Annotated in this window: 29 protein-coding genes; 25 read left to right on the top strand and 4 right to left on the bottom strand. The window is 53.3% G+C overall.

Annotation, left to right across the window (positions count from 1 at the left end):
- Nucleotides 1–103: 103 nt before the first annotated feature.
- The 17 genes from spoVAC (at nt 104) to C7445_RS14655 (ending at nt 12,246) form a co-directional block, all read left to right on the top strand.
- On the top strand, nt 104–568 hold the full coding sequence (spoVAC, locus tag C7445_RS11185) for a stage V sporulation protein AC (protein WP_424923007.1): 465 nt from the start codon (nt 104–106) through the stop codon (nt 566–568).
- Nucleotides 569–581: 13 nt separating this feature from the next.
- Nucleotides 582–1,601, top strand: coding sequence for a stage V sporulation protein AD (spoVAD, locus tag C7445_RS11190; protein WP_134160354.1), 1,020 nt, complete (start codon nt 582–584; stop codon nt 1,599–1,601).
- Nucleotides 1,602–1,604: 3 nt separating this feature from the next.
- Nucleotides 1,605–1,967, top strand: coding sequence for a stage V sporulation protein AE (gene spoVAE, locus C7445_RS11195; RefSeq protein WP_134160356.1), 363 nt, complete (start codon nt 1,605–1,607; stop codon nt 1,965–1,967).
- Nucleotides 1,968–1,972: 5 nt separating this feature from the next.
- Nucleotides 1,973–2,581 carry a stage V sporulation protein AE gene (locus C7445_RS11200; protein ID WP_134160358.1) on the top strand — a complete coding sequence of 203 codons (609 nt, stop codon included), beginning with the start codon at nt 1,973–1,975 and terminating at the stop codon, nt 2,579–2,581.
- Nucleotides 2,582–2,857: 276 nt separating this feature from the next.
- Nucleotides 2,858–3,595 (top strand): spermidine synthase, encoded by a 738-nt coding sequence (locus C7445_RS11205; RefSeq protein ID WP_134160361.1) that lies wholly within the window; start codon nt 2,858–2,860, stop codon nt 3,593–3,595.
- Nucleotides 3,596–3,627: 32 nt separating this feature from the next.
- Entirely contained in the window at nt 3,628–4,233 is a 606-nt protein-coding gene (locus C7445_RS11210) for a site-2 protease family protein (RefSeq protein ID WP_134160362.1), read from the top strand.
- A 12-nt stretch (nt 4,234–4,245) separates the two neighbouring features.
- Entirely contained in the window at nt 4,246–4,965 is a 720-nt protein-coding gene (locus C7445_RS11215) for a segregation and condensation protein A (RefSeq protein ID WP_134160364.1), read from the top strand.
- Between the two features lies 1 nt (nt 4,966).
- Complete coding sequence (gene scpB / locus C7445_RS11220) at nt 4,967–5,527, top strand: SMC-Scp complex subunit ScpB (protein WP_134160366.1); 561 nt, start codon at nt 4,967–4,969, stop codon at nt 5,525–5,527.
- Nucleotides 5,528–5,606: 79 nt separating this feature from the next.
- A complete protein-coding gene (locus tag C7445_RS11225) occupies nt 5,607–6,236 on the top strand; it encodes a DUF2953 domain-containing protein (RefSeq protein WP_134160368.1) in 630 nt (209 codons plus the stop codon).
- Nucleotide 6,237: 1 nt separating this feature from the next.
- Nucleotides 6,238–6,654 (top strand): GerW family sporulation protein, encoded by a 417-nt coding sequence (gene ytfJ, locus C7445_RS11230; RefSeq protein ID WP_134160370.1) that lies wholly within the window; start codon nt 6,238–6,240, stop codon nt 6,652–6,654.
- A gap of 99 nt (nt 6,655–6,753) precedes the next feature.
- Nucleotides 6,754–7,350, top strand: a complete 597-nt coding sequence (locus C7445_RS11235) for a nucleoside recognition domain-containing protein (protein WP_134160372.1) — start codon at nt 6,754–6,756, stop codon at nt 7,348–7,350.
- Nucleotides 7,350–7,895: a spore maturation protein gene (locus tag C7445_RS11240; RefSeq protein ID WP_134160374.1), complete on the top strand. Its 546-nt coding sequence runs from the start codon at nt 7,350–7,352 to the stop codon at nt 7,893–7,895. Before C7445_RS11235 ends, C7445_RS11240 begins: the two co-directional genes overlap by 1 nt.
- Nucleotides 7,896–7,954: 59 nt before the next feature.
- Entirely contained in the window at nt 7,955–8,806 is an 852-nt protein-coding gene (locus tag C7445_RS11245; protein ID WP_134160376.1) for a pseudouridine synthase, read from the top strand.
- A 61-nt stretch (nt 8,807–8,867) separates the two neighbouring features.
- A complete protein-coding gene (locus C7445_RS11250; protein WP_134160378.1) occupies nt 8,868–9,491 on the top strand; it encodes a YhcN/YlaJ family sporulation lipoprotein in 624 nt (207 codons plus the stop codon).
- 112 nt (nt 9,492–9,603) lie between these two features.
- Entirely contained in the window at nt 9,604–10,308 is a 705-nt protein-coding gene (locus C7445_RS11255) for a response regulator transcription factor (protein ID WP_134160380.1), read from the top strand.
- The gene (locus tag C7445_RS11260) at nt 10,305–12,071 is read left to right on the top strand and encodes an ATP-binding protein (protein ID WP_134160382.1); all 1,767 of its coding nucleotides are present in this window, start codon (nt 10,305–10,307) and stop codon (nt 12,069–12,071) included. The genes C7445_RS11255 and C7445_RS11260 overlap by 4 nt, the downstream gene beginning before the upstream one ends.
- Before the next feature lie 7 nt (nt 12,072–12,078).
- The gene (locus tag C7445_RS14655; RefSeq protein ID WP_166669112.1) at nt 12,079–12,246 is read left to right on the top strand and encodes a hypothetical protein; all 168 of its coding nucleotides are present in this window, start codon (nt 12,079–12,081) and stop codon (nt 12,244–12,246) included.
- A 48-nt stretch (nt 12,247–12,294) separates the two neighbouring features.
- Here C7445_RS14655 and C7445_RS11265 read toward each other — a convergent pair whose 3' ends face one another.
- Nucleotides 12,295–12,714 carry a helix-turn-helix transcriptional regulator gene (locus C7445_RS11265; protein ID WP_134160384.1) on the bottom strand — a complete coding sequence of 140 codons (420 nt, stop codon included), beginning with the start codon at nt 12,712–12,714 and terminating at the stop codon, nt 12,295–12,297.
- Nucleotides 12,715–12,884: 170 nt separating this feature from the next.
- On the opposite strand from C7445_RS11265, the gene C7445_RS11270 reads away from it, so the two are divergent.
- Nucleotides 12,885–13,514 (top strand): SIR2 family NAD-dependent protein deacylase, encoded by a 630-nt coding sequence (locus C7445_RS11270; protein WP_243835149.1) that lies wholly within the window; start codon nt 12,885–12,887, stop codon nt 13,512–13,514.
- Between the two features lie 214 nt (nt 13,515–13,728).
- On the top strand, nt 13,729–14,106 hold the full coding sequence (locus C7445_RS11275) for a hypothetical protein (protein ID WP_134160388.1): 378 nt from the start codon (nt 13,729–13,731) through the stop codon (nt 14,104–14,106).
- Between the two features lie 21 nt (nt 14,107–14,127).
- Here the strand turns inward: C7445_RS11275 and C7445_RS11280 are convergent, their stop codons facing one another.
- Complete coding sequence (locus C7445_RS11280; protein ID WP_243835150.1) at nt 14,128–14,799, bottom strand: PrsW family glutamic-type intramembrane protease; 672 nt, start codon at nt 14,797–14,799, stop codon at nt 14,128–14,130.
- Between the two features lie 58 nt (nt 14,800–14,857).
- On the opposite strand from C7445_RS11280, the gene C7445_RS11285 reads away from it, so the two are divergent.
- The 4 genes from C7445_RS11285 to C7445_RS11295 all read left to right on the top strand — a co-directional run bounded on the left by C7445_RS11285 (nt 14,858) and on the right by C7445_RS11295 (nt 17,129).
- Nucleotides 14,858–15,655, top strand: coding sequence for a DUF2797 domain-containing protein (locus C7445_RS11285; protein WP_134160390.1), 798 nt, complete (start codon nt 14,858–14,860; stop codon nt 15,653–15,655).
- An 86-nt stretch (nt 15,656–15,741) separates the two neighbouring features.
- A complete protein-coding gene (locus C7445_RS14660; protein ID WP_166669113.1) occupies nt 15,742–15,915 on the top strand; it encodes a hypothetical protein in 174 nt (57 codons plus the stop codon).
- Between the two features lie 107 nt (nt 15,916–16,022).
- Entirely contained in the window at nt 16,023–16,730 is a 708-nt protein-coding gene (locus C7445_RS11290; protein ID WP_243835151.1) for a S1C family serine protease, read from the top strand.
- A 90-nt stretch (nt 16,731–16,820) separates the two neighbouring features.
- Nucleotides 16,821–17,129: a rhodanese-like domain-containing protein gene (locus C7445_RS11295; RefSeq protein WP_134160392.1), complete on the top strand. Its 309-nt coding sequence runs from the start codon at nt 16,821–16,823 to the stop codon at nt 17,127–17,129.
- Here the strand turns inward: C7445_RS11295 and C7445_RS11300 are convergent.
- Nucleotides 17,087–17,458: a hypothetical protein gene (locus C7445_RS11300; protein WP_134160394.1), complete on the bottom strand. Its 372-nt coding sequence runs from the start codon at nt 17,456–17,458 to the stop codon at nt 17,087–17,089. The genes C7445_RS11295 and C7445_RS11300 overlap by 43 nt on opposite strands.
- Before the next feature lie 141 nt (nt 17,459–17,599).
- On the opposite strand from C7445_RS11300, the gene C7445_RS11305 reads away from it, so the two are divergent.
- The gene (locus C7445_RS11305; protein ID WP_166669114.1) at nt 17,600–18,322 is read left to right on the top strand and encodes a class I SAM-dependent methyltransferase; all 723 of its coding nucleotides are present in this window, start codon (nt 17,600–17,602) and stop codon (nt 18,320–18,322) included.
- 280 nt (nt 18,323–18,602) lie between these two features.
- Here the strand turns inward: C7445_RS11305 and C7445_RS11310 are convergent, their stop codons facing one another.
- Nucleotides 18,603–19,304, bottom strand: coding sequence for a metallophosphoesterase (locus C7445_RS11310; RefSeq protein ID WP_134160398.1), 702 nt, complete (start codon nt 19,302–19,304; stop codon nt 18,603–18,605).
- A gap of 151 nt (nt 19,305–19,455) precedes the next feature.
- On the opposite strand from C7445_RS11310, the gene C7445_RS11315 reads away from it, so the two are divergent.
- Complete coding sequence (locus C7445_RS11315; RefSeq protein WP_134160400.1) at nt 19,456–20,841, top strand: UvrD-helicase domain-containing protein; 1,386 nt, start codon at nt 19,456–19,458, stop codon at nt 20,839–20,841.
- Nucleotides 20,842–21,155: the final 314 nt, after the last annotated feature.

Consider the following 21,155-nt stretch of genomic DNA (forward strand, 5'->3'; position numbering starts at 1 on the left):
GTTGAAGATCCTTGAAGTGGATAATTGCGAAGGCCGCCATTGGCGGCTTTTTTGATGTGCGCGGGGCATCCTATCGTCGATCAAACGAACGCTTGTGGGAGGGATGTGCGTGTCGCTGGTCACAAAAGAGGATCGCCTTCGCTATCAGGAACTGGTGAAACGCGAGCGACCAGCTCGCCCGATTGTTCGCAACACGGTGCGGGCGTTTATCGTGGGTGGTCTGATTTGCGAACTTGGGCAGGTCATCCAAACGCTCTTTATCCGCTACGGACACTTTAAGCCCACAGAGGCCGGCAATCCTACTGTCGCAGTCCTCATCTTCCTTGCGGCCTGCTTCACGGCATTTGGGGTGTACGATCGATTTGCGCAGTGGGCCGGAGCAGGGTCAGCGGTGCCTGTCACGGGCTTCTCCAACACGATGACCTCAGCCGCCATGGAACATAGGAGCGAAGGGCTCGTTTCGGGTATCGGCGGCAACATGTTCAAAGTGTCCGGCCCAGTGATTGTGTATGGGGTTGTGAGTGCTTTCTTTATCGCTCTCATTCGCTATATCATCGAGCACCTGTAAGGGGGATGAGGACATGGCGCGCTTGGGGCGATCCACGTGGGACTTACAGTCCAGTCCGGTGTATGTGGCGGGTGTTGGAACCGTTGCCGGACAACTCGAAGGGCAGGGACCTTTAGGACAGGATTTTGACATCCGTCTCGACAACGACCGGATCGATGACGACACGTGGGAGCATTCCGAACAGCGAATGTTTGCGCGAGCGGTGCAGACTGCCATGGAGCGGGCGCATGTGACGAGTGAAGATATTGATATCTTGGTTGGCGGCGATCTCAACGCTCAGTTAACCGGATTTTATTTTGGCACGCGCGCGTTCATGCGGCCGGCCTTAGGCGTTTATAGCGCCTGTGCCTCCATCTGTGAATCGCTCGCGCTTGGCGCCTTGATCGTGCATTCGGGCCACGCACAGCGAGCCATCGTGGGCACCTCCAGTCACACCAGCACTGCCGAGCGTCAATTTCGCTACCCTACGGAGTACGGTGCGCAAAAGCCGCCGACGGCGCAACGGACGGTGACAGGGGCCGGGGCCACCGTGCTTTCTGGCGCACCTGGTGCCATTCAACTGACTCACGCGACCATTGGCAGCGTCGTCGACTTTGGCATTCAATCGCCTTGGGAAATGGGCGCCGCCATGGCACCAGCCGCTTGTGATACCATTTTGCAGCATTTGCGTGACACGGGGCGTACCTTTGGCGATTACGATCTCGTTGTCACCGGAGACCTCGGCCACATTGGATTGACGCTGCTGCGCAAGCTGCTGGCAGAGCGTGGCATGGAACCCGAGCCAGAGCGGTTAAACGACTGTGGGGCCCTGATTTACGACCCGAAACAATCAGAAGTGTTTTCTGGAGGCAGCGGTGGGGCGTGCTGCACCATCGTGACATTTGGGCACCTTTTTAAACGACTTCTCGACGGTACCTATAAGCGGATTTTGGTCAGTGCCACTGGCGCCTTGCTGTCGACTGTCAGTGCCCAACAAAGCGATACCATTCCGGGTATTTCCCACGCGATCGCGTTCGAACGAAAGGATGTGTAAGCCGTGCCAACCTGGTCGACGTTTATTTGGGCATTTCTCGTCGGCGGCGCCATTTGTGCCGTGGGTCAAATTCTCATGGATTCGACGCGGATGACGCCTGGGCATGTCATGTCTATATTGGTCGTTGCCGGGGCGGTGGCCGATGGGTTAGGGCTGTACGATCCGCTTATCAAATTTGCGGGTGCAGGTGCAACAGTACCGATCACGAGTTTTGGCAACGCGCTCGTTCACGGTGCCATGCTCGAGGCACAGACACACGGTTGGATTGGCGTGATCACCGGCATCTTTGAGGTCACCAGCGCAGGTATTTCGGCCGCCATTGTCTTCGCCTTTTTGGCTGCCATTTTTGCAAAACCCAAAGGATGAGCATCATGCAACACGCACAAAGCAGCAAAGCAAGGGGCAAGCGCCGGGTGATTGTCGTTACCGATGGCGATCACATGGCCCTGCGTGCGCTTAAAATGGCGGCACGTCGCACAGGGTGCGAGGTCATCGCAGAGAGTGCCGGGAATCCGACGCCTGCGTCAGGTGTCCAACTTGTCGACTGGATCCGCCAGTCCGCGGGCGATCCTGTCATTGTGATGCTCGATGACAACGGCAACAAACATGAGTCAGGCGGGGAGTCGGCTTTGAGTGTACTCTTGCATCACCCTGACATCGAGGTCATTGGTGCGCTCGCCGTCGCGTCGAAGACAACTGACGTCGAAGGAGCGGCGGTTGATTTTAGTATCGATCGCTTTGGCCACCGAGTGGAACGGGCGGTCGATAAAGACGGTTTCGAATTAAACTCATACATCGTCGAGGGGGATACGGTCGATATCCTGCGCCGACTCGATGCACCGGTTGTCATTGGCATCGGTGACATCGGCAAGATGCAAGGGCTTGATGCACCGCAGCGAGGTTCTCCTGTCACCACTTGTGCCATCGAATGGGTGTTGATGTTGGCGCACAATCGTCAGTTCGAGCGCCCACAAGAATGACCTCGCCATCGCATATGGTGCAGAAGAAAGGTGGAGGTGAGAGCCGTCATGCTCAGCATGTTGATGTTCCTTCCCCGATTATTCCGCTATTTCGGCATGTTTCAGACGTTTGTCGGTATCGTGCGACCTGTTTGGCCATTTCTCTCGCGTTTCTGGTCACGGCAGCCAGCTGCAGCCACAGCCTGACGGCATTGCGTCGTTCCGTTATACTAATTGCAGACTGTTTGCGATTGGGGATGACGTGCGATTTCAGAACTATTTTCTGGACCTGGTTCGGTGCACGATTGGATAGAAGTCATTGACGATGGACGTGTGCGTCAAATGCGATTCGGAAAGCGGGGCGGTTGGCAAGGGGCGGTCGATCTCGCCCGGCCAGACCGGCCGGTTTTCCCGTATCAACGCGCGTTTCGAGCGCTCGTCCAGGCACAACCGCAGCTGTCCTCGTTCTTATCGATCGGCGTTGGCGCAGGTACCAGCCTGTATCATGTTCGGAAGATCCACCCCAAGTGTCTGCTTCACGGCGTCGAGATCGACGAAACGGTACTTGGACTTGGCATGGAGTACTTCCAAGCGCCAACACACAAGGAGGCCGATTACTGGGTCGGTGACGGTTTTGCGTTCATACGCTCCGAGATGGCTGGGCGATATGATCTCGTCTTCGTCGACGCCTACTTGAAGACACGCATTTACCAGCCTGCCCTGGCCTCGGAAGTGTGGGATTGGCTACTTGCTGTCCTTCAGCCGTCCGGCATGATCGTCTATAACATCATTGCGTCTCACTATCGAAGCGGGCAGTTGCGAACATTTGTCGAGGCGTGCAGAGAGCGGTTCGCATCGGTGGTCGATCTGCCTGTGGGCGTGCCGTGGACGAGCCAAAATCGCCTGCTTATCGCCAGTAACAGACCACATTGTGCCAGCGAATTGAAAGACGCTCTCATGCATACGGACGCCGCTTTTGTGGAGCGCAGCCTGTGGAGCGCCCGCCTGCGTGACATTCGCGGCACTATGCTATAATTCGTCTATCGATCGCGGCGGGAGGTTTCGCTTTGTTCGCTCAATGGTCGTCGCCAACTTGGATTCTGCGTGTCTTGCTCGTGCTTGCGAGTCTCGTGGTTCACGAATTTGCCCATGCCTTGGCAGCTGATCTGCAAGGGGATCAAACGGCGCGCCAAGAAGGCCGGTTGACCCTCAATCCACTCGTTCACCTCGAGTGGACAGGCGTCATCGCGATGCTCATTGCGCCAATTGGCTGGGCGCGGCCTGTGCCCATCCGTCCAGGCCAATTTCGCCATCGGCGCCTCGGCGTGATCGTCACGGCGGCCGCAGGGCCATGTTCCAACCTAGTAATCGCGGCGGCGAGCTTTGGTGTGCTGAGAGCCATGCAACCGTACACATACGGGCTGTTAGGGACTGTACTTGGCATCTTATTCGAGATTAATCTTGCGTTGTTCGTGCTGAACATCATTCCCATTCCACCGCTGGATGGCTCGCGCATTTTGTACGAACTGTTACCCTATCGCCAAGCGGCTGCATATAGTCGGCTCGAACCGTATGGGCCGTGGATTTTGCTGTTCGTTTTCCTCGTGCCATCGTTGAATGCCGCCTTTTCCGATCTCGTTTATCTGCTCATGTCCTGGTTCTATGGGACGTGAGGAGGTGAGTGCATGCCTTATGAAGTTCGCCTGGCCCAGTTTGAAGGCCCGTTGGATTTGTTGTTACATCTCATCCGCAAGCACGAAGTCGATATTTATGACATACCCATCGCGTCCATTACGGATCAATACATGGAGTACCTGCACGAGATGGAGACTTGGTCGCTGGAAATCGCCAGTGAATTTTTGGTAATGGCCGCAACACTTTTGTCTATCAAATCGCGGATGCTCTTGCCGCGGACACGCACAAGCGACGAAGAAGAGGTTGAGGATCCGCGGGCCCCGCTCGTTGAACAATTATTGGAATATGAACGCTGCAAATGGGCTGCTGCGCAACTTTCAACGATGGCTGCAAATCGGGCCGAGGTTTACTCCCGGCAGCCCATGGATCTCAATCCGTTTCGCACGCGCGAAGTGCCGCCCTTGTCTGGAGTCACCCTTTGGGATTTGGTGGACGCCTTTCGCAAACTCTATTTGCGCCTGCCACCCAGTGAGCGGGTGGCGGAAATTCGGGGCCATGTCGAACGGGTTGAACATGTCATGGAAGAAATTGCAGAACGGATGCAGCGCTACCGGATGACTGAGTTTGCCGTGTTGTTTCAGGGAGCACGCACGCGCCCGGAGCTGGTGACGGCGTTTCTCGCCGTACTCGAATTGATGAAAGACGGTCGCTTGGCGTGCCGCCAAACAGAGCCATTTGGTCCACTTGAGCTGATTTGGGTGGGGGATTGATATGCACCTGTTGTCCGCATTAGAAGCCGTCTTGTTTGCGGTTGGAAGCGACGGTTTGGAAACGAGGGACATCGCATCGATTCTCGGTGTTTCCCTCGGTGAGGCCGAGAGCTTATGTCTGCAGTTGCGAGCACAGCTCGACGACCGTTCAGCCGGGATCGCCGTACAACAAGTGGCCGAGACGTGGCAGTTGGTCACTCGTCCTGAATACGCGGATTACCTGAAACGAATGGCGCAAACGCCCATGCAGAGTACATTGTCGACGGCGGCGCTTGAGGTTCTCGCGGTCGTTGCCTACAAGCAGCCCATTACACGCGCCGAAATTGACGAGATTCGCGGCGTTCAGTCCGACCGCGCCTTGGCTACACTGGTACACCGCCGACTTGTGGAAGAAGTAGGCCGCCAGGATGCTCCGGGTAGACCCATTCTCTTTGGCACGACAAGTGAATTCCTCCGTCAATTTGGTCTTCGTTCGCTCGACGAATTGCCCCCACTGCCCGAGGACTTGGGCCGCGAAGGCGTTTCTTTGTTCCAACTGCCTTCAGATGTCGCCCGCGACTGACATGTGCTTACAGGTTAAGTATAGGAGCGCTGGAAGGTACGCATAATGTCATCGACACGAAAGAGGTGGCGTGCGTACTATGTGGCTGCTCCTCATTGTATTGGCACTGCTGGCACTCGTCGTTTTGTTTCTTTGCCTGCCTGTTGAAATTTCGCTTGACTATGAACGTATGCATGCAGACGACAGCGCGTCCATCGAAATTCGAACACTGATGGGGCTTGTTCGTGTGCGTCGCGAGCTGACGAAATTGGAAGCGACGCAGACAGAAGACGGGCCAGCCGTTGTGGCACATGGCAAGCAAGGGCATGACGGCGCAACCGACGAGGGTGGAGTTTCAGCCGCGGACGTTCCCCGGCGGTGGGATCAAATTCGCGAGATCGTCGGCTTTATCAAGCGTGCTCTGCGCATCGCGAAACACACCTCCCCGCACATTCACATCTACAATGTACGTGTCGAAGCGCACGTCGGGGTCAACGACTCCGTGCAGACTGGCATGCTCGTCGGTACGATGTATGCTGGCATCAGTACGTTTCTCGGTTGGCTCAGTCATCAATGCAAGCTTGTCGATCGCCCGTATATTCAGGTGCGTCCTGCCTTTCATCAGACTCTGTTTCATCTTCGAACGCAAAGCATATTGCGGATACGAATGGGGTACGTTATCAGCGCAGGAATCCGGCTGCTTGTAGCCTGGAAAAGGAGGGCTTTTTGACGTGGAGCACCCAATCCAAGGATTGATGCAAACGGCGATGGCCAATATTCGTGAAATGGTCGACGTCAACACGATCATCGGCGATCCCGTGGAGACGCCTGACGGGACCGTTATTTTGCCGGTCTCAAAAGTAGGGTTCGGCTTCGCGGCTGGCGGCAGTGAGTTCGAAGGCGGCGACGGCGGATCCGGGCAGGGTGGTGAACACCCGTTTGGCGGAGGTTCCGGCGGTGGCGTTTCGATTACGCCGATCGGCTTCCTGATTGTACACGGCAATAATGTGCGGTTACTTTCTACCGACAATCAAAACCAGTTGTACGACCGGTTGATCGATATGGCTCCCAGTGTGATTGAACGCATCCAACAATTGTTTTCCGGCAGCGGTGGACAAGCAAAGCAGAACCAGCCGCCAGTCATGTGATACACAGAGTTCCGGCTTTGGCTCCGCCTGAGTGTTAACCGGGCCAAAGTCGGCATACCCTGTACGGACAAGGTGTTGTCCGACGGGGGTGTTCCGGGCGTGATCGACTTTATTTGGCTCACTTTGTTTCTCTCCGGCATCGTTATCGCCATGTTCACAGGCAATATGTCGCACGTCGCAAACGCCATCTTGAAAGGGGCGGAGAGCGGCGTGCAGTTGTCGATCGGACTCATCAGTGCGATTGCACTGTGGCTCGGTCTCATGAATATTGCTCAGCAAGCTGGCGCGGTCGGCTGGCTGTCGGCTCGCTTGCGGCCTGTGGCGCGCTTTTTGTTTCCGTCCGTACCGCCTGAGCATCCGGCGATGGGTGCAATTCTAGCCAATATGAGCGCCAATCTGCTTGGTATCGGCAATGCCGCTACGCCGTTAGGTTTACAGGCCATGCGTGAATTGCAGACGCTCAATCCCGACAAGGAGACCGCCAGCGAGGCCATGTGCACGCTGTTGGCGGTCAACACAGCCAGCATCACGCTGATTCCCACTACCGTGATCGCCATGCGTATGCAATACCATTCGGCGCACCCGACTGCGGTTGTCGGTACCACGTTGGTCGCATCGGCCATTGGAACGGTCGCGGCGATCGCGCTGGACCGCATGTATCGCACAATCGATCGGAGACGGCGGGGGAAAGCATGATGCAGCAGGCGATTTCGGCAATCAGCGAATGGATGTTGCCACTACTCGTTGGCGTGATATTGCTTCATGGCATGGTCAAGCGTGTGCCGATTTACAGTGCATTTGTCGACGGTGCAAAAGGTGGGTTTGGCACATCCGTTCGTTTAATTCCACATTTGATTGCCATGGTGGTGGCAGTCAGTGTCTTTCGAGAGTCGGGTGCTATGGATCTTCTTGTCAAGTGCTTGCGGCCAATTCTCCATTGGCTGCACATTCCGGCCGAAGTTGCGCCCATGGGCATCCTGCGTCCCATTAGCGGTCAGGGCAGTTTGGCGATGATGATCGACATCTTCCAGAAGCATGGACCAGATTCGTGGCTTGGTATACTGGCATCGACGATGCAAGCTTCGTCGGACACAACGCTTTATATTTTGACTGTCTATTTTGGGAGTGTAGGTATCAATCGTTTTCGGTACGCGTTGAAAGTTGGCTTGCTCAGCGACTTCATCAGCGTGCTTGCATCCGTGTTCGCCGTATCGCTCTTTTCTGGTATGATACACTTCTGATATATCGCTGGATGCTTGATCATGGCATCTACATAGAGCGGCAGACGGGAGTATATTGCATGGAGCGACTGCAAAAGATTTTGGCACATGCAGGCGTCGCATCTCGACGCAAGTGTGAATCTTTGATTATAGATGGACGGGTGAGCGTCGATGGAGTCACGGTGACAGATCTTGGCTACAAGGTTGATCCCGCTCGACAGGTCATCGCTGTCGACGGCAAGCCGATTCGGCTCGAAGCCAAAGTGTTGATTCTGTTAAACAAGCCGACGGCTTACGTTTCAACCGTCAACGATCCGGAAGGTCGGCGAACCGTCATGTCCCTTTTGCCGAAAATCGAAGAGAGACTGTATCCTATTGGCCGGCTCGATTACGACACGAGCGGGCTACTGCTGTTTACCAACGATGGTGCATTGACCGAGCGCTTGTTACACCCTTCGCACCATGTCGACAAGGTGTATCGCGTCACGGTAGAGGGGCGGGTGAATAAAGAAGCTCGCCAGTTGTTACAGCAAGGTGTTGAACTTGAAGATGGGTTGACGGCGCCCGCCATTGTCGAGGTGTTGCGCCAAGGTGAAGAGTCCGTTGTACACCTGACGATCCACGAGGGGCGCAATCGACAGGTCCGCCGCATGTTCGAAGCACTTGGCTTACCGGTTAAACGGCTCAAGCGGATCGCGTTTGGCCCAATCGCACTTGGACACTTGAAGACTGGTGAATGGCGCTTGCTTGAACCCGATGAGTGGAAGGCACTGTATCGCAGTGTGGAGCTGACACCGCCGCCCTACGTCAGGCCCACGTTTCTCGATTTGCCGCGCCCTAAGCGCGACGTGCGCCGAGGCGGTGCACAGAGGCGCAAGGCGAAACAAACCACGGGATCCCGGGGCAACCCGCGAACCAATCGCTCCCACTGAGATGAAACGCGTATGTTCCTTCGCATAGGCCACATGCTAAAGGCGAAGGAGGTGTTGCCAAGTGAAACGTATCGCTCAGATGTTAGCAGTTGGTTTGGTTGGACTGTCGGTCGCCGGTTGCGGCACGGGCAAAAATACGGCGCCAACCGGCACTGATGTGTTCAACGCCACACGCCAAGCAGGCAACACGGTGGCCAACGCCACGGGTCGCGCCGGGCAGATTGCTGATCAGGGTGCGCGCGATCTCGCGAATGGCGCGGCGACGGCAACTCGTCGGGCAGGACAGGCAGCAGCGGATATTGGCAATCGCATACCGGGTGTGCCGGCCAATCCACAGCACGCAAACGCTGTGCACATGCAAATTGCACAAAAAATCTCCGATGATTTGGTACGATCCGGCTACGCAAAACAGGCTGTGACGTTTGTCGCTGGCGACACGGCTTATGTGGCATTGCAGCAAGCTCATCCAGCAACGACAAACGAGGGGTTGAAGGATAAACAGGCCATCAGTCATCGGGTGCGTCGCATGAATCCGCAAATCCGAACGGTCTATGTAAGTGCCAACCCGGATGTGTATACACGCTTCCAAAGCTTTGCGAAAGACCTAGCCGCAGGCCGACCGGTACAAGCGGTTTGGAATAATTTCCAAACTTCTATAAGCCGCATGTTCCCGACCCAATCCTAAACAGTCGATCCGCCGATTTTCAGGGTGCCAGCCGCCCTGTTATCGGCGGATCGTTGTTGACGGGATCTTCTGGCCGTATAATGGACAGCAAGACAGGGACGGAGGTCGGATCATGCCACAACCACGTATTTTAGTCGTTGACGACGAAGAACGCATACGGCGTTTGGTTCGAATGTATTTAGAACGCAGCGGATTTACGGTTGCGGAGGCGGAAGACGGCAATGAGGCCGTTGACAAAGCACTGTCCGAGCCCTATTCACTCATCGTATTGGATCTCATGTTGCCGGGGATGGACGGGCGCGATGTCTGTACACAGATTCGGCAACATAGCAACGTGCCCATTATTATGTTAACAGCCGCGGGAGACGAGTCCAATCGCATACACGGATTTGAACTGGGTGCAGACGACTATGTGGTTAAGCCCTTTAGTCCACGTGAGTTGGTCATGCGCATCAAGGCATTGCTCAAACGAACTGGGGAAGTGGACTATGGTCGCAATGACTTGACCCAAACGCTTACATTCCCTGGGCTCTCCATCCAGATTGATGCGCGTCGAGTGGAAGTGGACGGCAATGAAGTCAGCTTGACCCCCAAAGAGTTTGATCTCTTGGTCTATATGGCGCAGCGTCCCGACAAAGTGTTCAGCCGCGAAGAGTTGTTGCGTGACGTTTGGAACTATCAGTTCTACGGAGATCAACGTACTGTGGATACGCATATCAAACGATTGCGGGAAAAACTTGGACAGGTCTCTCACGATGTCAGCCAGTACATCGTGACGGTATGGGGTGTCGGTTACAAGTTCGAGGTGGCCTCGTGATTCGCAATAGCGTTGTTGCGAAGCTATGGCTGACAATCGTGGGCATGGTGTTCGTCATTCAAGCACTGTTGTCAGTATTGTTGCAACAGGTATTTAACAAGTACATTGTCGAGCGGGAAATTGAAACGCTAACGCAACTAGCCACGTCAATCCAGTCCGTGTTGACGTCCAATTCTAACCGCAATGTCAAGGAGCGGGTTGCGAGCGATATCGCACACAACGTTGAGCGAGCGGACATCAAGTATGCTATTCCATATACGCAAAATCCCATGCTGCTTCAAGCATACCGAAGTTTGACGCCATCGCAAGAGTCCCAATTTAACGCTGGAGAGCCGGTAGCCGTGCACCGAATGGGGAACCGGTCCAATGAATTGGCTGTCTATGTCAAGCTTGTGGATCCCGGCTCACTCCCTGGCATGCTCGTGGTCACACAGCAGATGAGCGTTTTGGACGAACCCGCGCACGAAATGCGCAATTTGGTCGTTTTTGATACGGTTTTGGGAGTTATCCTCGCGACAGGCTTCGCATTTGTCATCTCGAACAATCTTTCACGTCCGTTGCTACAAATGAATCGTGCAGCGGAACAGATGGCCCGTGGGCACTATCGGCAGCGGGTAAAAGTCGTCACCAACGACGAAGTGGGACGGTTAGGGCAAACGTTTAACGCCTTGGCCGAGGAATTGTCCACGACCATCGAGCAACTTTCGATGGAAAGAGAAGGACTTCAACGCATTTTGTCGTCTCTTGAAGATGGTGTCGTCGCAACGGATATGCTGGGTCACGTAGTCCTTGCCAATCCTCCGGCAAGGAGAAGGTTGCGCATGCTGTCCGTTGCAGAACAAGGCGTGGTGAACGAACAACTGTTGCCGGATCGGTTAATGAAGCTTTTTGTTCGGGTAACTCAAGAGCAAGAACCGGTATTCCGCGAAGATACATGGGAAGGCCGCACGATGGCCATCACCATGCTGCCTTTGTACGAAGCGGACGCATCGACCATGCGAGGAACGCTATGCGTGCTCAGGGATGTGACGGAAGAGCGCCGATTGGACCGTCTACGCAAGGATTTTATTGCAAACGTATCACATGAGCTGCGAACGCCCCTGAGTATGATGCAAGGATATACAGAAGCACTGCTGGACGATATTTCTGACGATCCAGCCATGCGCCAAGAGCTAACCGAGATTATTCACGATGAAACACTTCGCATGAAACGACTCGTCAACGACCTGCTCAATTTGGCGCAGTTAGAAAGTGGACAGTTTCAAATGAATATTCATCGTATCGATCTGGTACAACTGATCCGGCGCACAGCACGTAAATTTCAGGCTCTTGCATCTGAGTATGGATTGGCGTTCAGATTGTCTACGCAAGATGAACCGGTGTGGATTGAGGCGGATGAAGATAGGCTTGAGCAGGTCTTTACCAACCTGCTCGACAATGCGTTTCGTCACACTGCGGAAGGTGCGATTTCTTTTGTATCGGACATTCGCAACGGGTATGCATACATTCGGGTTTCGGATACGGGTGCAGGCATTCCCGAAGAAGATCTCCCGTATATTTTTGAGCGATTTTATAAGGCGGACAAAGCACGCACTCGCTCACGCTCTGGTACTGGCCTAGGTCTCGCGATTGCCAGGCAAATCGTATTCGAGCACCAGGGTGACATCCTGGTTGAAAGTCGGTTCGGCGAGGGCACAACGTTCACAGTTGTTCTACCCATCAGCAACGATTCTGAGCAACGTCAATCCGACAGATGGGAGTGAATCATCGTTGGCGTGGGTATACTATTATCGATTGGTCGATACTCGTTTTCAAGCGGACTGCCTTGCAGCCCGCTTGGAAGAGGGAATATGGTGGATGCCAAAGCGTCCGCCTAGATTCATCGGTGTCTTCCAAACGCAGCGTGGACGTTATGGCGTCAAGGTTCTCTGGGACTAACACACCTTTTGGCAAATGACAAGAGACAACGGTAGCCGCAATCGATTGTCACGAATTGCGATCCTCTTTTTCGGATCTCAATAAGCATTGGCGTTGTGCTAATAGTTCGATAACTACGCGTAAAAACGATGCCTCTGCTTCCGATAGCGTACTCATGCGTTGTGCAGCTTCTAAATAAGGCATGGCCGATTCATTCAAAATAAAGTTTTGCATCGAGAGCGGCAATTCGTCCGGTGAGTTGCGCATGTTCGGCGTCCTGTATGCCGTTTGCGAGTCACATAGGACGTTTAACGGCACGCCTAATGCCGCGGCTAGTCGCTGCGCATAGTCCAACGATGGGTGACGTTTGTCGCGTTCAATCGACGAGATGTGTGGTGTTGAAATTCCCGAACGCATTGACAACTCCTGCTGTGACCATGACCGGCTCAGACGGATTGCCCGAACACGGCTCCCAAAAGAATCCTTCATGTAAATCCTCCTAGCAATTTAGTGTATCATGCCCACGTTGTAAATATATAGGCTGAATGACTGTATGTAAATACAATACTGGAAATAATCCTTAAAATTTTGTATAGGTGCTTGATGATATGGTTTTCTACTGTAACGGTAACATTCTGGAAACGTTAAAACGTATTAACATGGCGAGATTTCATGCAAAGGAATTGGTTGCCATTACGGGAGCCGGTATCAGTGTGGAGAGTGGGTTGCCTGTTGGCACAGGCACCGTCTTAGGCGTTTCGCTGGGCGACTTTTTTCGACGAGACATTTGGCTCTCGGATGCTCGTGCCGCATTTGATGCATATCGCCACATGTTGTCAGAATGGCGGAGTGCTTCTCCCAATGCCGCTCATATCGCGTTGGCTCGTGCTGGAGTTCGAATCGTAACCCAGAATATTGATGGACTTCATCGTGATGCTGGAAGCGAAAGCGTGATTGAACTTCATGGGAATTTGAGGGAGTTGAGATGTGACGCGTGCCGCTCACGATTTACGGCGATGTTGGCGTTTGCAGAGCAGATTCCGCTGTGTCCGACATGTGGCGGCAAATTACTCCCGGGTATCGTGTTTGAGGGTGAACAGGTACGACACATCGCCAGGGCGACGGAGTGGGTCGCGGATTCACGCTGTGTCTTGGTCGTGGGTACGGAAATGAATATGGACCCCGTCCGCAGGCTTCGAGAGGTGGGAGTGCGGGCTGGTGCGGATATCATTTGGGTGTTGGACGACGCGGAAGCCTGGGTCTGCGCTTTGGTGAAGGCTTGTTGTTAAAGTTCGTGCAAAATCGCGAATTTTCTACAGGAACTAGGGCCTGTCCTATTTCATTCTCGACTTTTGTCATGTATAATGAGAACAGACTTTCCCATATCCTTATACGCGAATCGCCCCCTAATCAGGTTGGTTTACCACAGGGGGCGTTTTGCGTGGGGACAAATTTGAGATGGCGGCGGACGCCGTCTGCGAGAAAAAGTAGAGGGATGGACGGTTGACAGAGCGGATAGCGCATTATGCGCTCGTATTCGACAATAGCCGTAAAGCGAAATCGATCCGTCAGTTATATGACGCGTTGAAAGCCCGGGCGCGTCAAGAAGATCGCCTTGATGTCGCGGTTTATGGTGAGGCGACAGGGCGCGATGGGGTGCGAGTGAAGGAGCCGGATCGGTACAGAGTGTTGAATCTCCGCCTCCAAGATGAGCACATGAGCCCCTTTTTTCGCACAACGATGAATTTGTTTCAAATGCTGATGTTGGACGAAAGCATAGACATGGCCATTTTTCGGGCCGAGCGAGGCTGGCTCTTTGAATTCCATGGTGTTGCCTCGGGACCTGTGCCATTTGGACAAAACGGATTTGATTTGCGGTAGAGACTGTGGCACACAGGTGTTCTACGTGTTGCGAAGATGCAAGAACTGATGCCGCGTGGCGCCGACATTGCGCAAAATTTTCGCGGAGATCTCTGCCAGAATGACAAGCAAAACGGCCAAAATGATGTCCGCCCACAAGGTGGAGGCTAATGCAAACGTGTCATAGGTGCCGTGAGCAAGCGCGGGAAGCAAGTAGGCGAAGGCTTTGTTCTTGCCGTCAAACTTCGTTTTGGCAAATCGATATCCCATGATGATGGCAAACATGAAGTGAGCAGGGACGGCTGTGACGGAACGCACAATAGCCGTCAGAAAACCGGAACTTGTCACATATAAAATGTTTTCGACGGTTGCAAAGCCAAGGCCAATCGCAGCCGCATATACAATGCAATCGACTCGTCCCCGGATAAGGCCGCTATGGAGGACGGTGCGATCAAAAATCGACGCCTTTAGGAATTCCTCAATCATTCCTGCGACAAAAAAGGCTGTGATAATCCGCCCTTCTAGGCCGCCTTGTTGAAATCCGGGACTGTCCATGGTAATGCGTTCAATTAAACCCGCTGGAAAGACGATGGCCGCCCCTAAAAGGAACAGTCGGACGATTTGTCGCTTGGGCTCGGGGTGAAGTTGGTCGCGCGTATAGATAAAGATCAACAGAAACAAGCCTGGAATGACTGCGAGTGCAACATACAACATGGGGCCCACTCCTTGCTCGGAAGTTGTGCCCGTAGTTTGGCGAATGGAGGCGGCAAATATGTTTGAGGGTGACATCCGAGAATTAGACCCGCAGGTAGGCGAACCTGTTGGTTATCGTCTTTTGTTGTCGTCCGGGGCGATAGAGCTTGCGGATTGGTTCAACAAGAAGGTGCACGTGACGTTTACAGGTGTTCGGCGGTGCATCGTTTGTGGCAGGAAGGCAAATAAGCTCTTTCAAAACGGGTACTGTTTTCCATGTGTCCGCTCGTTAGCTGAGTGCGATCTCTGCATCGTGAAACCGCATGAGTGTCATTTTCACCTTGGTACATGTAGAGACGAGTCGTTTGCGCAAGGGCATTGTATGGTTCCCCACTACGTGTATCTTGCGTGGAGCAGCGGCTGTAAGGTGGGGCTCACACGTAAGGGGAGGCAGTTGAAACGTTGGATGGATCAGGGGGCGACGTTGGCGCTGCCAATCGCAGAGGTTCCAAGCAGAAAGCTGGCCGGGGAACTCGAAATGGAAATTGCAAAGCATTTGCCGGATAAAACGGACTGGAGAAAAATGCTCAAAGAAGAGCAGAAGCCTGAACGTTCGCTTACGGAGGTTCGTCAAGAGGTGATTGCACGGTTGGCACCTGAGTTTTTGCCGTACGTGCTGCCGGAAGTGACAACCTACACATTCCGATACCCTCGTGCGGACGGATTCACTGTCAATCTGAAGTCGGTGCAATTGGACAAGCAGCCCGTCTGGGAAGGGACGCTCAGGGGGGCTAAAGGGCAGTACTTGTTGTTTGACGAGGGCGTGTGGAACGTCAAGAAATTTGCTGGCTATGAAGTCTCGATTGCATGTTCGTAGACATCTCAGGCGAGAACAGGGTCCTAAAAACCATTTCATGAACTTGTCGCGTGTGGATACACTATCCCATGCGAGGGGGATATCACATGACATGGGTGTATGAAGCTCGCTTGTACGACTCTAAGTCAGTAGCGTCGTACGTCGCGATGTGCATACGCGACGATCATCTACAAAGCGGCAATACAGATCTCCGCGTGCAGGTCTACAGGACGCGACGGGGCAACTATGGTGTGCGTTACCGCAGGGATTTGACCGTCTAAAGCCCGTTTTCGGGAACCCATCTCACGCCCGTTTCATCCCGAGAATACAATGTACAACGCAGCGTCGTGGGCGTATGCGGCTTTTGTTGTTCTTAGGGGTGACGCGCATGATGAAAAAGTCGCAGGTGTCAGCTGGGAAGCGGCATTCCGGAGCTGCGATTCCCAATTTCGTGAAATTGGTTGAGCGTTATAAAAAGTCTGTCCTCGGTATCGAGGTTGTTCAGACCCCGTACCGCGACCGTACGTTGGTTTTCCCCTGGGATCGCCCTATACCAAGAGTTGGTCGCTCTGCCCTGAACATTGGAACAGGCTTTGTGTTTCACCCGAAAGGGTACATCTTGACTAATGAGCATGTGATTGCCGAGGCAGATCGCATTATGCTGCGCGCGTTCGGGCGCAAGGAACTGATTGATGCAGAGGTCGTCGGGCGCGATCGGCGGCACGATATTGCCATTTTGCGTGCCGACATGCCTGTTCCATCTCCCATCTTGAGACTTGGTCATAGCAGAGATATTCACGTAGGGGAATGGGTGCTGGCGATAGGCTCGCCACTTGGCCTCGATCATACGGTAACAGTAGGCATCGTCAGTGCCAAAAACCGCCCTCTCCAAATAGGCGATCGCGACTATCCAAATCTGATTCAAACGGATGCTGCCATTAATCGAGGCAATAGCGGTGGGCCACTCATCAATCTTCGCGGTGAAGTGATTGGCATGAATACGGCCGTGTCGCAAAGTTCGCAGGGTATTGGCTTTGCCATCAGCGCAGATGTGCTCAGAAAGCGCGTCAGCGAGATTCTGCACGAATCTCTGTGATACCTATTGCCCTCCGAATGTGGTACAGTATCGGTGTCCGTCTGCCCATCATTGGGTTGCGGCGAAGATCAATTCTACGTGGAGGCTGTTATGACGAACGAGATTCCTCAGTATAACGCGGATGAACTGAAAAAGTTGTTGCAAGCCGGCGATGTTCAGGTCATCGACGTGCGGACGCCAGAAGAATACGCAGAGGGGCATATTCCCAACGTTCCGCTGCGACCGATGCAGGAAGTAGCAGATTGGATGTCGGAGCTTGACCCTCAAAAGTCGTATGTTTTTGTCTGCCGCAGTGGCAATCGATCGCAGCGCGTTGCAGAGTTTCTGCGTGCCAACGGTTTCGAACATGTGGCGAATTATAGCGGCGGCATGTTGGTGTGGGACGGCGAGATCGAATAACGACGGAGAAAAAACAGTTGCCTTGGGTTTTGCTCGTACCACGTTCGGAGAATTTCGTTCGTCGTCCATTGCTCTTCGGTGTCGAGTCGGCACTGTAGGTCCGCGGTGATGTCGCGAATTCGGATGTGGAGTTCATCGACCTTCACACCGTCGACGAGCTGATCCCAAGCGTAGCGCATACAAGTGCGACGCAGGAGATTGTGGCGAGCGCTCTCGCTGTATATTTGAAAATCCCCGCTCTCCATCAGGATGATCACTCCGGACGGTGTGAAGATGTAATCTCCTTCTTCTTCAATGCTTGCCTCAAAGATACGCCGAATTTTGGCCATGTCGTTTCCCCTCCTGGTTCGTTTTTTCACTGTACGAGATCTCACCACATAACTGCAACCTTGTGTTTTGATGCTGTTTGGGCACTCTTCCGGTTCGCAATGAGTTATTGCAACATACGATGGGCCGAGGAGGGGCGACCTGTGACATATCATGACGCCTTGGCGCAACTCGGAATTTTGCATGCACACCCTGGCGGTGAACCATTGACCGCGTGGTGGATGGGCCGCGTATCGATGCCAGAACACGCTCGTATCTTGGATGTTGGCTGTGGCAACGGCGCGACTGCATGTTTCATGGCGCAGCGTTGGAATGCGGATGTTACCGTGCTCGATGTTCGGAAACAGATGGTCGATCACGCTCTTCGGTTGGCCGCTGAGCGCAATCTTCGGTTGCGTGGGGTGGTGGGGTCGGCCGAAGCGATGCCGTTTCAACGCGAATCGTTCCATGCCATTGTCAGTGAGTCAGTGCTTGTCTTTACCAAGCCTAACCGCGCTCTGCGGGAATATCGGCGCGTGATCGAGGAGCAGGGTGTTGTCATTGCGATTGAAATGATGACACTTGGACCAGTCACAGACGCCTGGCGAAGAGAAGTCCGACAATTGTACGGTGCACAGTTCGTGCCCGATCTATCGGGATGGAAACGGCTCTTTTACGATGCTGGTTTTGACGTGAAGGTGCTACGTTCCGGTTCTGTATCGAGCTTGCCTTTACCCGTCAACCAGCAAGAGCCAACCTTAGCCGATCCGAAGGCATTACTGGACCCGCAGATTAGAACAGTTCTGCAACAAAACGCACAATGGATGGAGAAACATGGGAAGGAAATGGGGTACGGCGTGTTTGAACTGCGTTGTGCAATAACATAAACCCAGTGTTCACTGGAGATAGTACAACTGACACCGCCTTTGCGATCGAGAACGTATTCGCTCCAAACATCTGATGACGCAAGTCTATACGCAAACCTGGTCTCGACGGATATCAGGGCGACGGATGTCAGTCATGTAGGCTGCAGAGGAACGTTTGGGCCTTATGGGGTTCAACAGAGCCGCCAAACGCCTGATTGCTTGAATTCCAAGGCTAGTCGAATACGGATGAATCGCGAAAGCGGTGTTTGATGCCGGCGGTAAGTGGCCGCCGGCCGTATTTTTATCGCAGCCATTCGTCAGGGATACAAAAAGGCGTAAACCCTAGATAGTCACTGCTCACCAACTGGTAATAGATGCCCTCCAGGTAACCGTTATACGCAAACTTGTGAGACGCCCCATGCAGGTGCCCATATAGACATACCTTAACGTCATATGACTGCAATAGCGATGAAAAAGCGGTCGGCTCGCCGGTGATGTCGATGGGAGGGTAGTGCATCAAGCATACGATTGGCAACTTGGTGTGGCTCGCCTGTTCTAACGACAGGGTCAAGCGGTGGATCTCCCGGTGCAAAAGTTTATCGTCATCTTCGGTGAAGCTCGGATGTGATGGCAGCATCCAGCCTCGGGTTCCTGCGAAACAGAATCCGTCTATGCTTACACAGTCATTTTGTAGTGCGAATGTTTGGGTATCCATGCGCTGGCGAACTTTTTGGATGCCACTCCACCAATAATCGTGGTTGCCCCGAAGCAAGACCTTCTTCCCCGGAAGCTGTTGTATCCATTCCAAGTCGCTTGCAGCTTCTTCGAGTGTCATCGCCCAAGATATATCTCCTGGAATGCAGACGATATCTGAATCGGTAACCTGTTCTTCCCATGCGGAACGAATGTGTGCAGCGTGATCCTTCCATAGGGCACCGAAAATGTCCATCGGCTTATTGACCGAGCTTCCTAAATGTAAATCGCCGATTGCGTATATCGCCATACACGATGCCCCCTTAAATGCCCATGATACCACGAGTTGCGAAAGAATAAATCGCTTGCGGAATTTTTTCTTGAACGTACGCGAGTTGATCCGCACATAATCGACCGCTTCCGTCATATTTGCCAAGATTGTCATCGAGGTGACGAACGAGATGTGGACTGACGAACAACTGAAGATTATCTGTCCACGAGACGGTTCCACATGTGTGGTGGCCGCACCAGGTAGCGGCAAGACCTCCGTTCTAACAGAACACATCGCTCAGGTTATAAAGGCTCGGCACGTTTCTCCTGCTGCTGTTTTGGCGATGACGTTCACTAGGCAAGGTGCCGAGCACATGCGCCTCAAGCTTCGTGCTCATCCTCTACTGACTGATAAGGAGGTCGAGTCCATACAAATTGGCACATTCCATGGTTCCATGTTCCGCTTCATGATGGAAGTTCGGTCCGATATTCCCGTACTACTCAGTCGCCAAGAACAACTCGCTTGTATGAGGGAGGCCATCGAGAAGGTCGTCGGCCGAGCAAAAGCCATAGGAGTCTACGACACCACCTGTTGGTTAACTCGCTACACGAAATATGTGGGAACAGGTGCGGTGGAAGGTGAGCGCTATGAGCGAAATATTTATAAGGCGTACAATCATATCAAACGGTCGGCAAATCGATGGGATCACGATGACATCCTTGCTGAAAGCCTAGAAGTTCTTCAATCGGGATCGGAATTAGACCGGTGGAGCAAGATTCGTTACATACTTGTCGACGAATTCCAGGATACCAATCAGCCACAGTGGGATATTGTTCGCATCTTGCATGAGAAATACCATATACCGGTCTTCATTGTCGGCGATGATGACCAATCCATTTATGCATTTCGGGGAGCATCGCCTATATTTTTGCAAAATGCGTCTGAACACCTCTTCAGTGTGGAGCAGTTTTTACTGACAAAAAACTTTCGCTCGTGTTTGGCGATCGTTCGTGCGGCTGAACACCTGATCCAGCATGTGTCATGTCGTATAGATAAGCCATTACGGGCCGTGTCGAGACGAGAGGGATATGTTCGTGCCATAAATATTCACAATGAAATCGACGAGGTTGACTGTATCAAAGATATTCTTAAAATCTGTCTGCCGTTATCGTGTTCGATCGCCATCTTAGCGCGAACTCGTCGCCAGGTCGCGCGTGTCTGGGGAGCTTTGCAGCGCGAACTAAGGCCATTATGGCCGGTATTACAGACAAAGGTGGAGTTTCGAACGTATCACGATAGCAAAGGGAAGGAATGGGATGTCGTCATCCTATTGGATACCGTTGTCGAGCATGGCGGCGTGAATCTGATGAATGATGAGGAACGTCGTCTCTTCTACGTCGCGATGACGCGTGCCAGAACGGTATTGGTATGCCTGGTGCCTCGTACAATCGACGGTGTTGGTACCGTACCAAGTCCTTTTCTCTTTGAATCAGAATTGGCATTTGCGACTTGGTCTCAAGAGGAAGTGGGTGACATCCAACAATGTTTGATGACAGATGCGTGCCATGGATCTTGAAACATCAGGGACTCTGGTGGCATCTACTCCCATTTGTGATTAACCACCAGTGGACAAACGTGAGACTGCGTAGTATAGTAGTCGATGCCGCTTCGGACGGCGCAGTTTGCGACGCCAAGCAGCACAGTCGGTAAGAAGCTGTTTCTCGCCAGTGTGTGAGCGATGCAAAACTTACCGGTTGACGATGAAGTGTAAGCTGTGATATATTGATTGGGCTGCCTCGAACGGCAGCGTCGCTCCTTGAAAACTAAACACACACCACGCCAGTTTATCTGTCTCGCGTATGCGGGATAGTGAGATTTCATTGAGAGTTT

It is taken from the genome of Alicyclobacillus sacchari (genome assembly GCF_004366795.1).
Classification (GTDB): Bacteria; Bacillota; Bacilli; order Alicyclobacillales; family Alicyclobacillaceae; genus Alicyclobacillus; species Alicyclobacillus sacchari.

What these genes read in the sequence shown, in the direction of transcription:
- spoVAC (WP_424923007.1), top strand. Translation starts at nt 104, where the DNA reads ATGTGCGTGTCGCTGGTCACAAAAGAGGATCGCCTTCGCTATCAGGAA.
- spoVAD (WP_134160354.1), top strand. Translation starts at nt 582, where the DNA reads ATGGCGCGCTTGGGGCGATCCACGTGGGACTTACAGTCCAGTCCGGTG.
- C7445_RS11200 (WP_134160358.1), top strand. Translation starts at nt 1,973, where the DNA reads ATGCAACACGCACAAAGCAGCAAAGCAAGGGGCAAGCGCCGGGTGATT.
- C7445_RS11215 (WP_134160364.1), top strand. Translation starts at nt 4,246, where the DNA reads ATGCCTTATGAAGTTCGCCTGGCCCAGTTTGAAGGCCCGTTGGATTTG.
- scpB (WP_134160366.1), top strand. Translation starts at nt 4,967, where the DNA reads ATGCACCTGTTGTCCGCATTAGAAGCCGTCTTGTTTGCGGTTGGAAGC.
- C7445_RS11225 (WP_134160368.1), top strand. Translation starts at nt 5,607, where the DNA reads ATGTGGCTGCTCCTCATTGTATTGGCACTGCTGGCACTCGTCGTTTTG.
- C7445_RS11240 (WP_134160374.1), top strand. Translation starts at nt 7,350, where the DNA reads ATGCAGCAGGCGATTTCGGCAATCAGCGAATGGATGTTGCCACTACTC.
- C7445_RS11245 (WP_134160376.1), top strand. Translation starts at nt 7,955, where the DNA reads ATGGAGCGACTGCAAAAGATTTTGGCACATGCAGGCGTCGCATCTCGA.
- C7445_RS11255 (WP_134160380.1), top strand. Translation starts at nt 9,604, where the DNA reads ATGCCACAACCACGTATTTTAGTCGTTGACGACGAAGAACGCATACGG.
- C7445_RS11265 (WP_134160384.1), bottom strand. Translation starts at nt 12,714, where the DNA reads ATGAAGGATTCTTTTGGGAGCCGTGTTCGGGCAATCCGTCTGAGCCGG.
- C7445_RS11270 (WP_243835149.1), top strand. Translation starts at nt 12,885, where the DNA reads ATGGCGAGATTTCATGCAAAGGAATTGGTTGCCATTACGGGAGCCGGT.
- C7445_RS11280 (WP_243835150.1), bottom strand. Translation starts at nt 14,799, where the DNA reads ATGTTGTATGTTGCACTCGCAGTCATTCCAGGCTTGTTTCTGTTGATC.
- C7445_RS11285 (WP_134160390.1), top strand. Translation starts at nt 14,858, where the DNA reads ATGTTTGAGGGTGACATCCGAGAATTAGACCCGCAGGTAGGCGAACCT.
- C7445_RS14660 (WP_166669113.1), top strand. Translation starts at nt 15,742, where the DNA reads ATGACATGGGTGTATGAAGCTCGCTTGTACGACTCTAAGTCAGTAGCG.
- C7445_RS11290 (WP_243835151.1), top strand. Translation starts at nt 16,023, where the DNA reads ATGATGAAAAAGTCGCAGGTGTCAGCTGGGAAGCGGCATTCCGGAGCT.
- C7445_RS11295 (WP_134160392.1), top strand. Translation starts at nt 16,821, where the DNA reads ATGACGAACGAGATTCCTCAGTATAACGCGGATGAACTGAAAAAGTTG.
- C7445_RS11300 (WP_134160394.1), bottom strand. Translation starts at nt 17,458, where the DNA reads ATGGCCAAAATTCGGCGTATCTTTGAGGCAAGCATTGAAGAAGAAGGA.
- C7445_RS11310 (WP_134160398.1), bottom strand. Translation starts at nt 19,304, where the DNA reads ATGGCGATATACGCAATCGGCGATTTACATTTAGGAAGCTCGGTCAAT.
- C7445_RS11315 (WP_134160400.1), top strand. Translation starts at nt 19,456, where the DNA reads ATGTGGACTGACGAACAACTGAAGATTATCTGTCCACGAGACGGTTCC.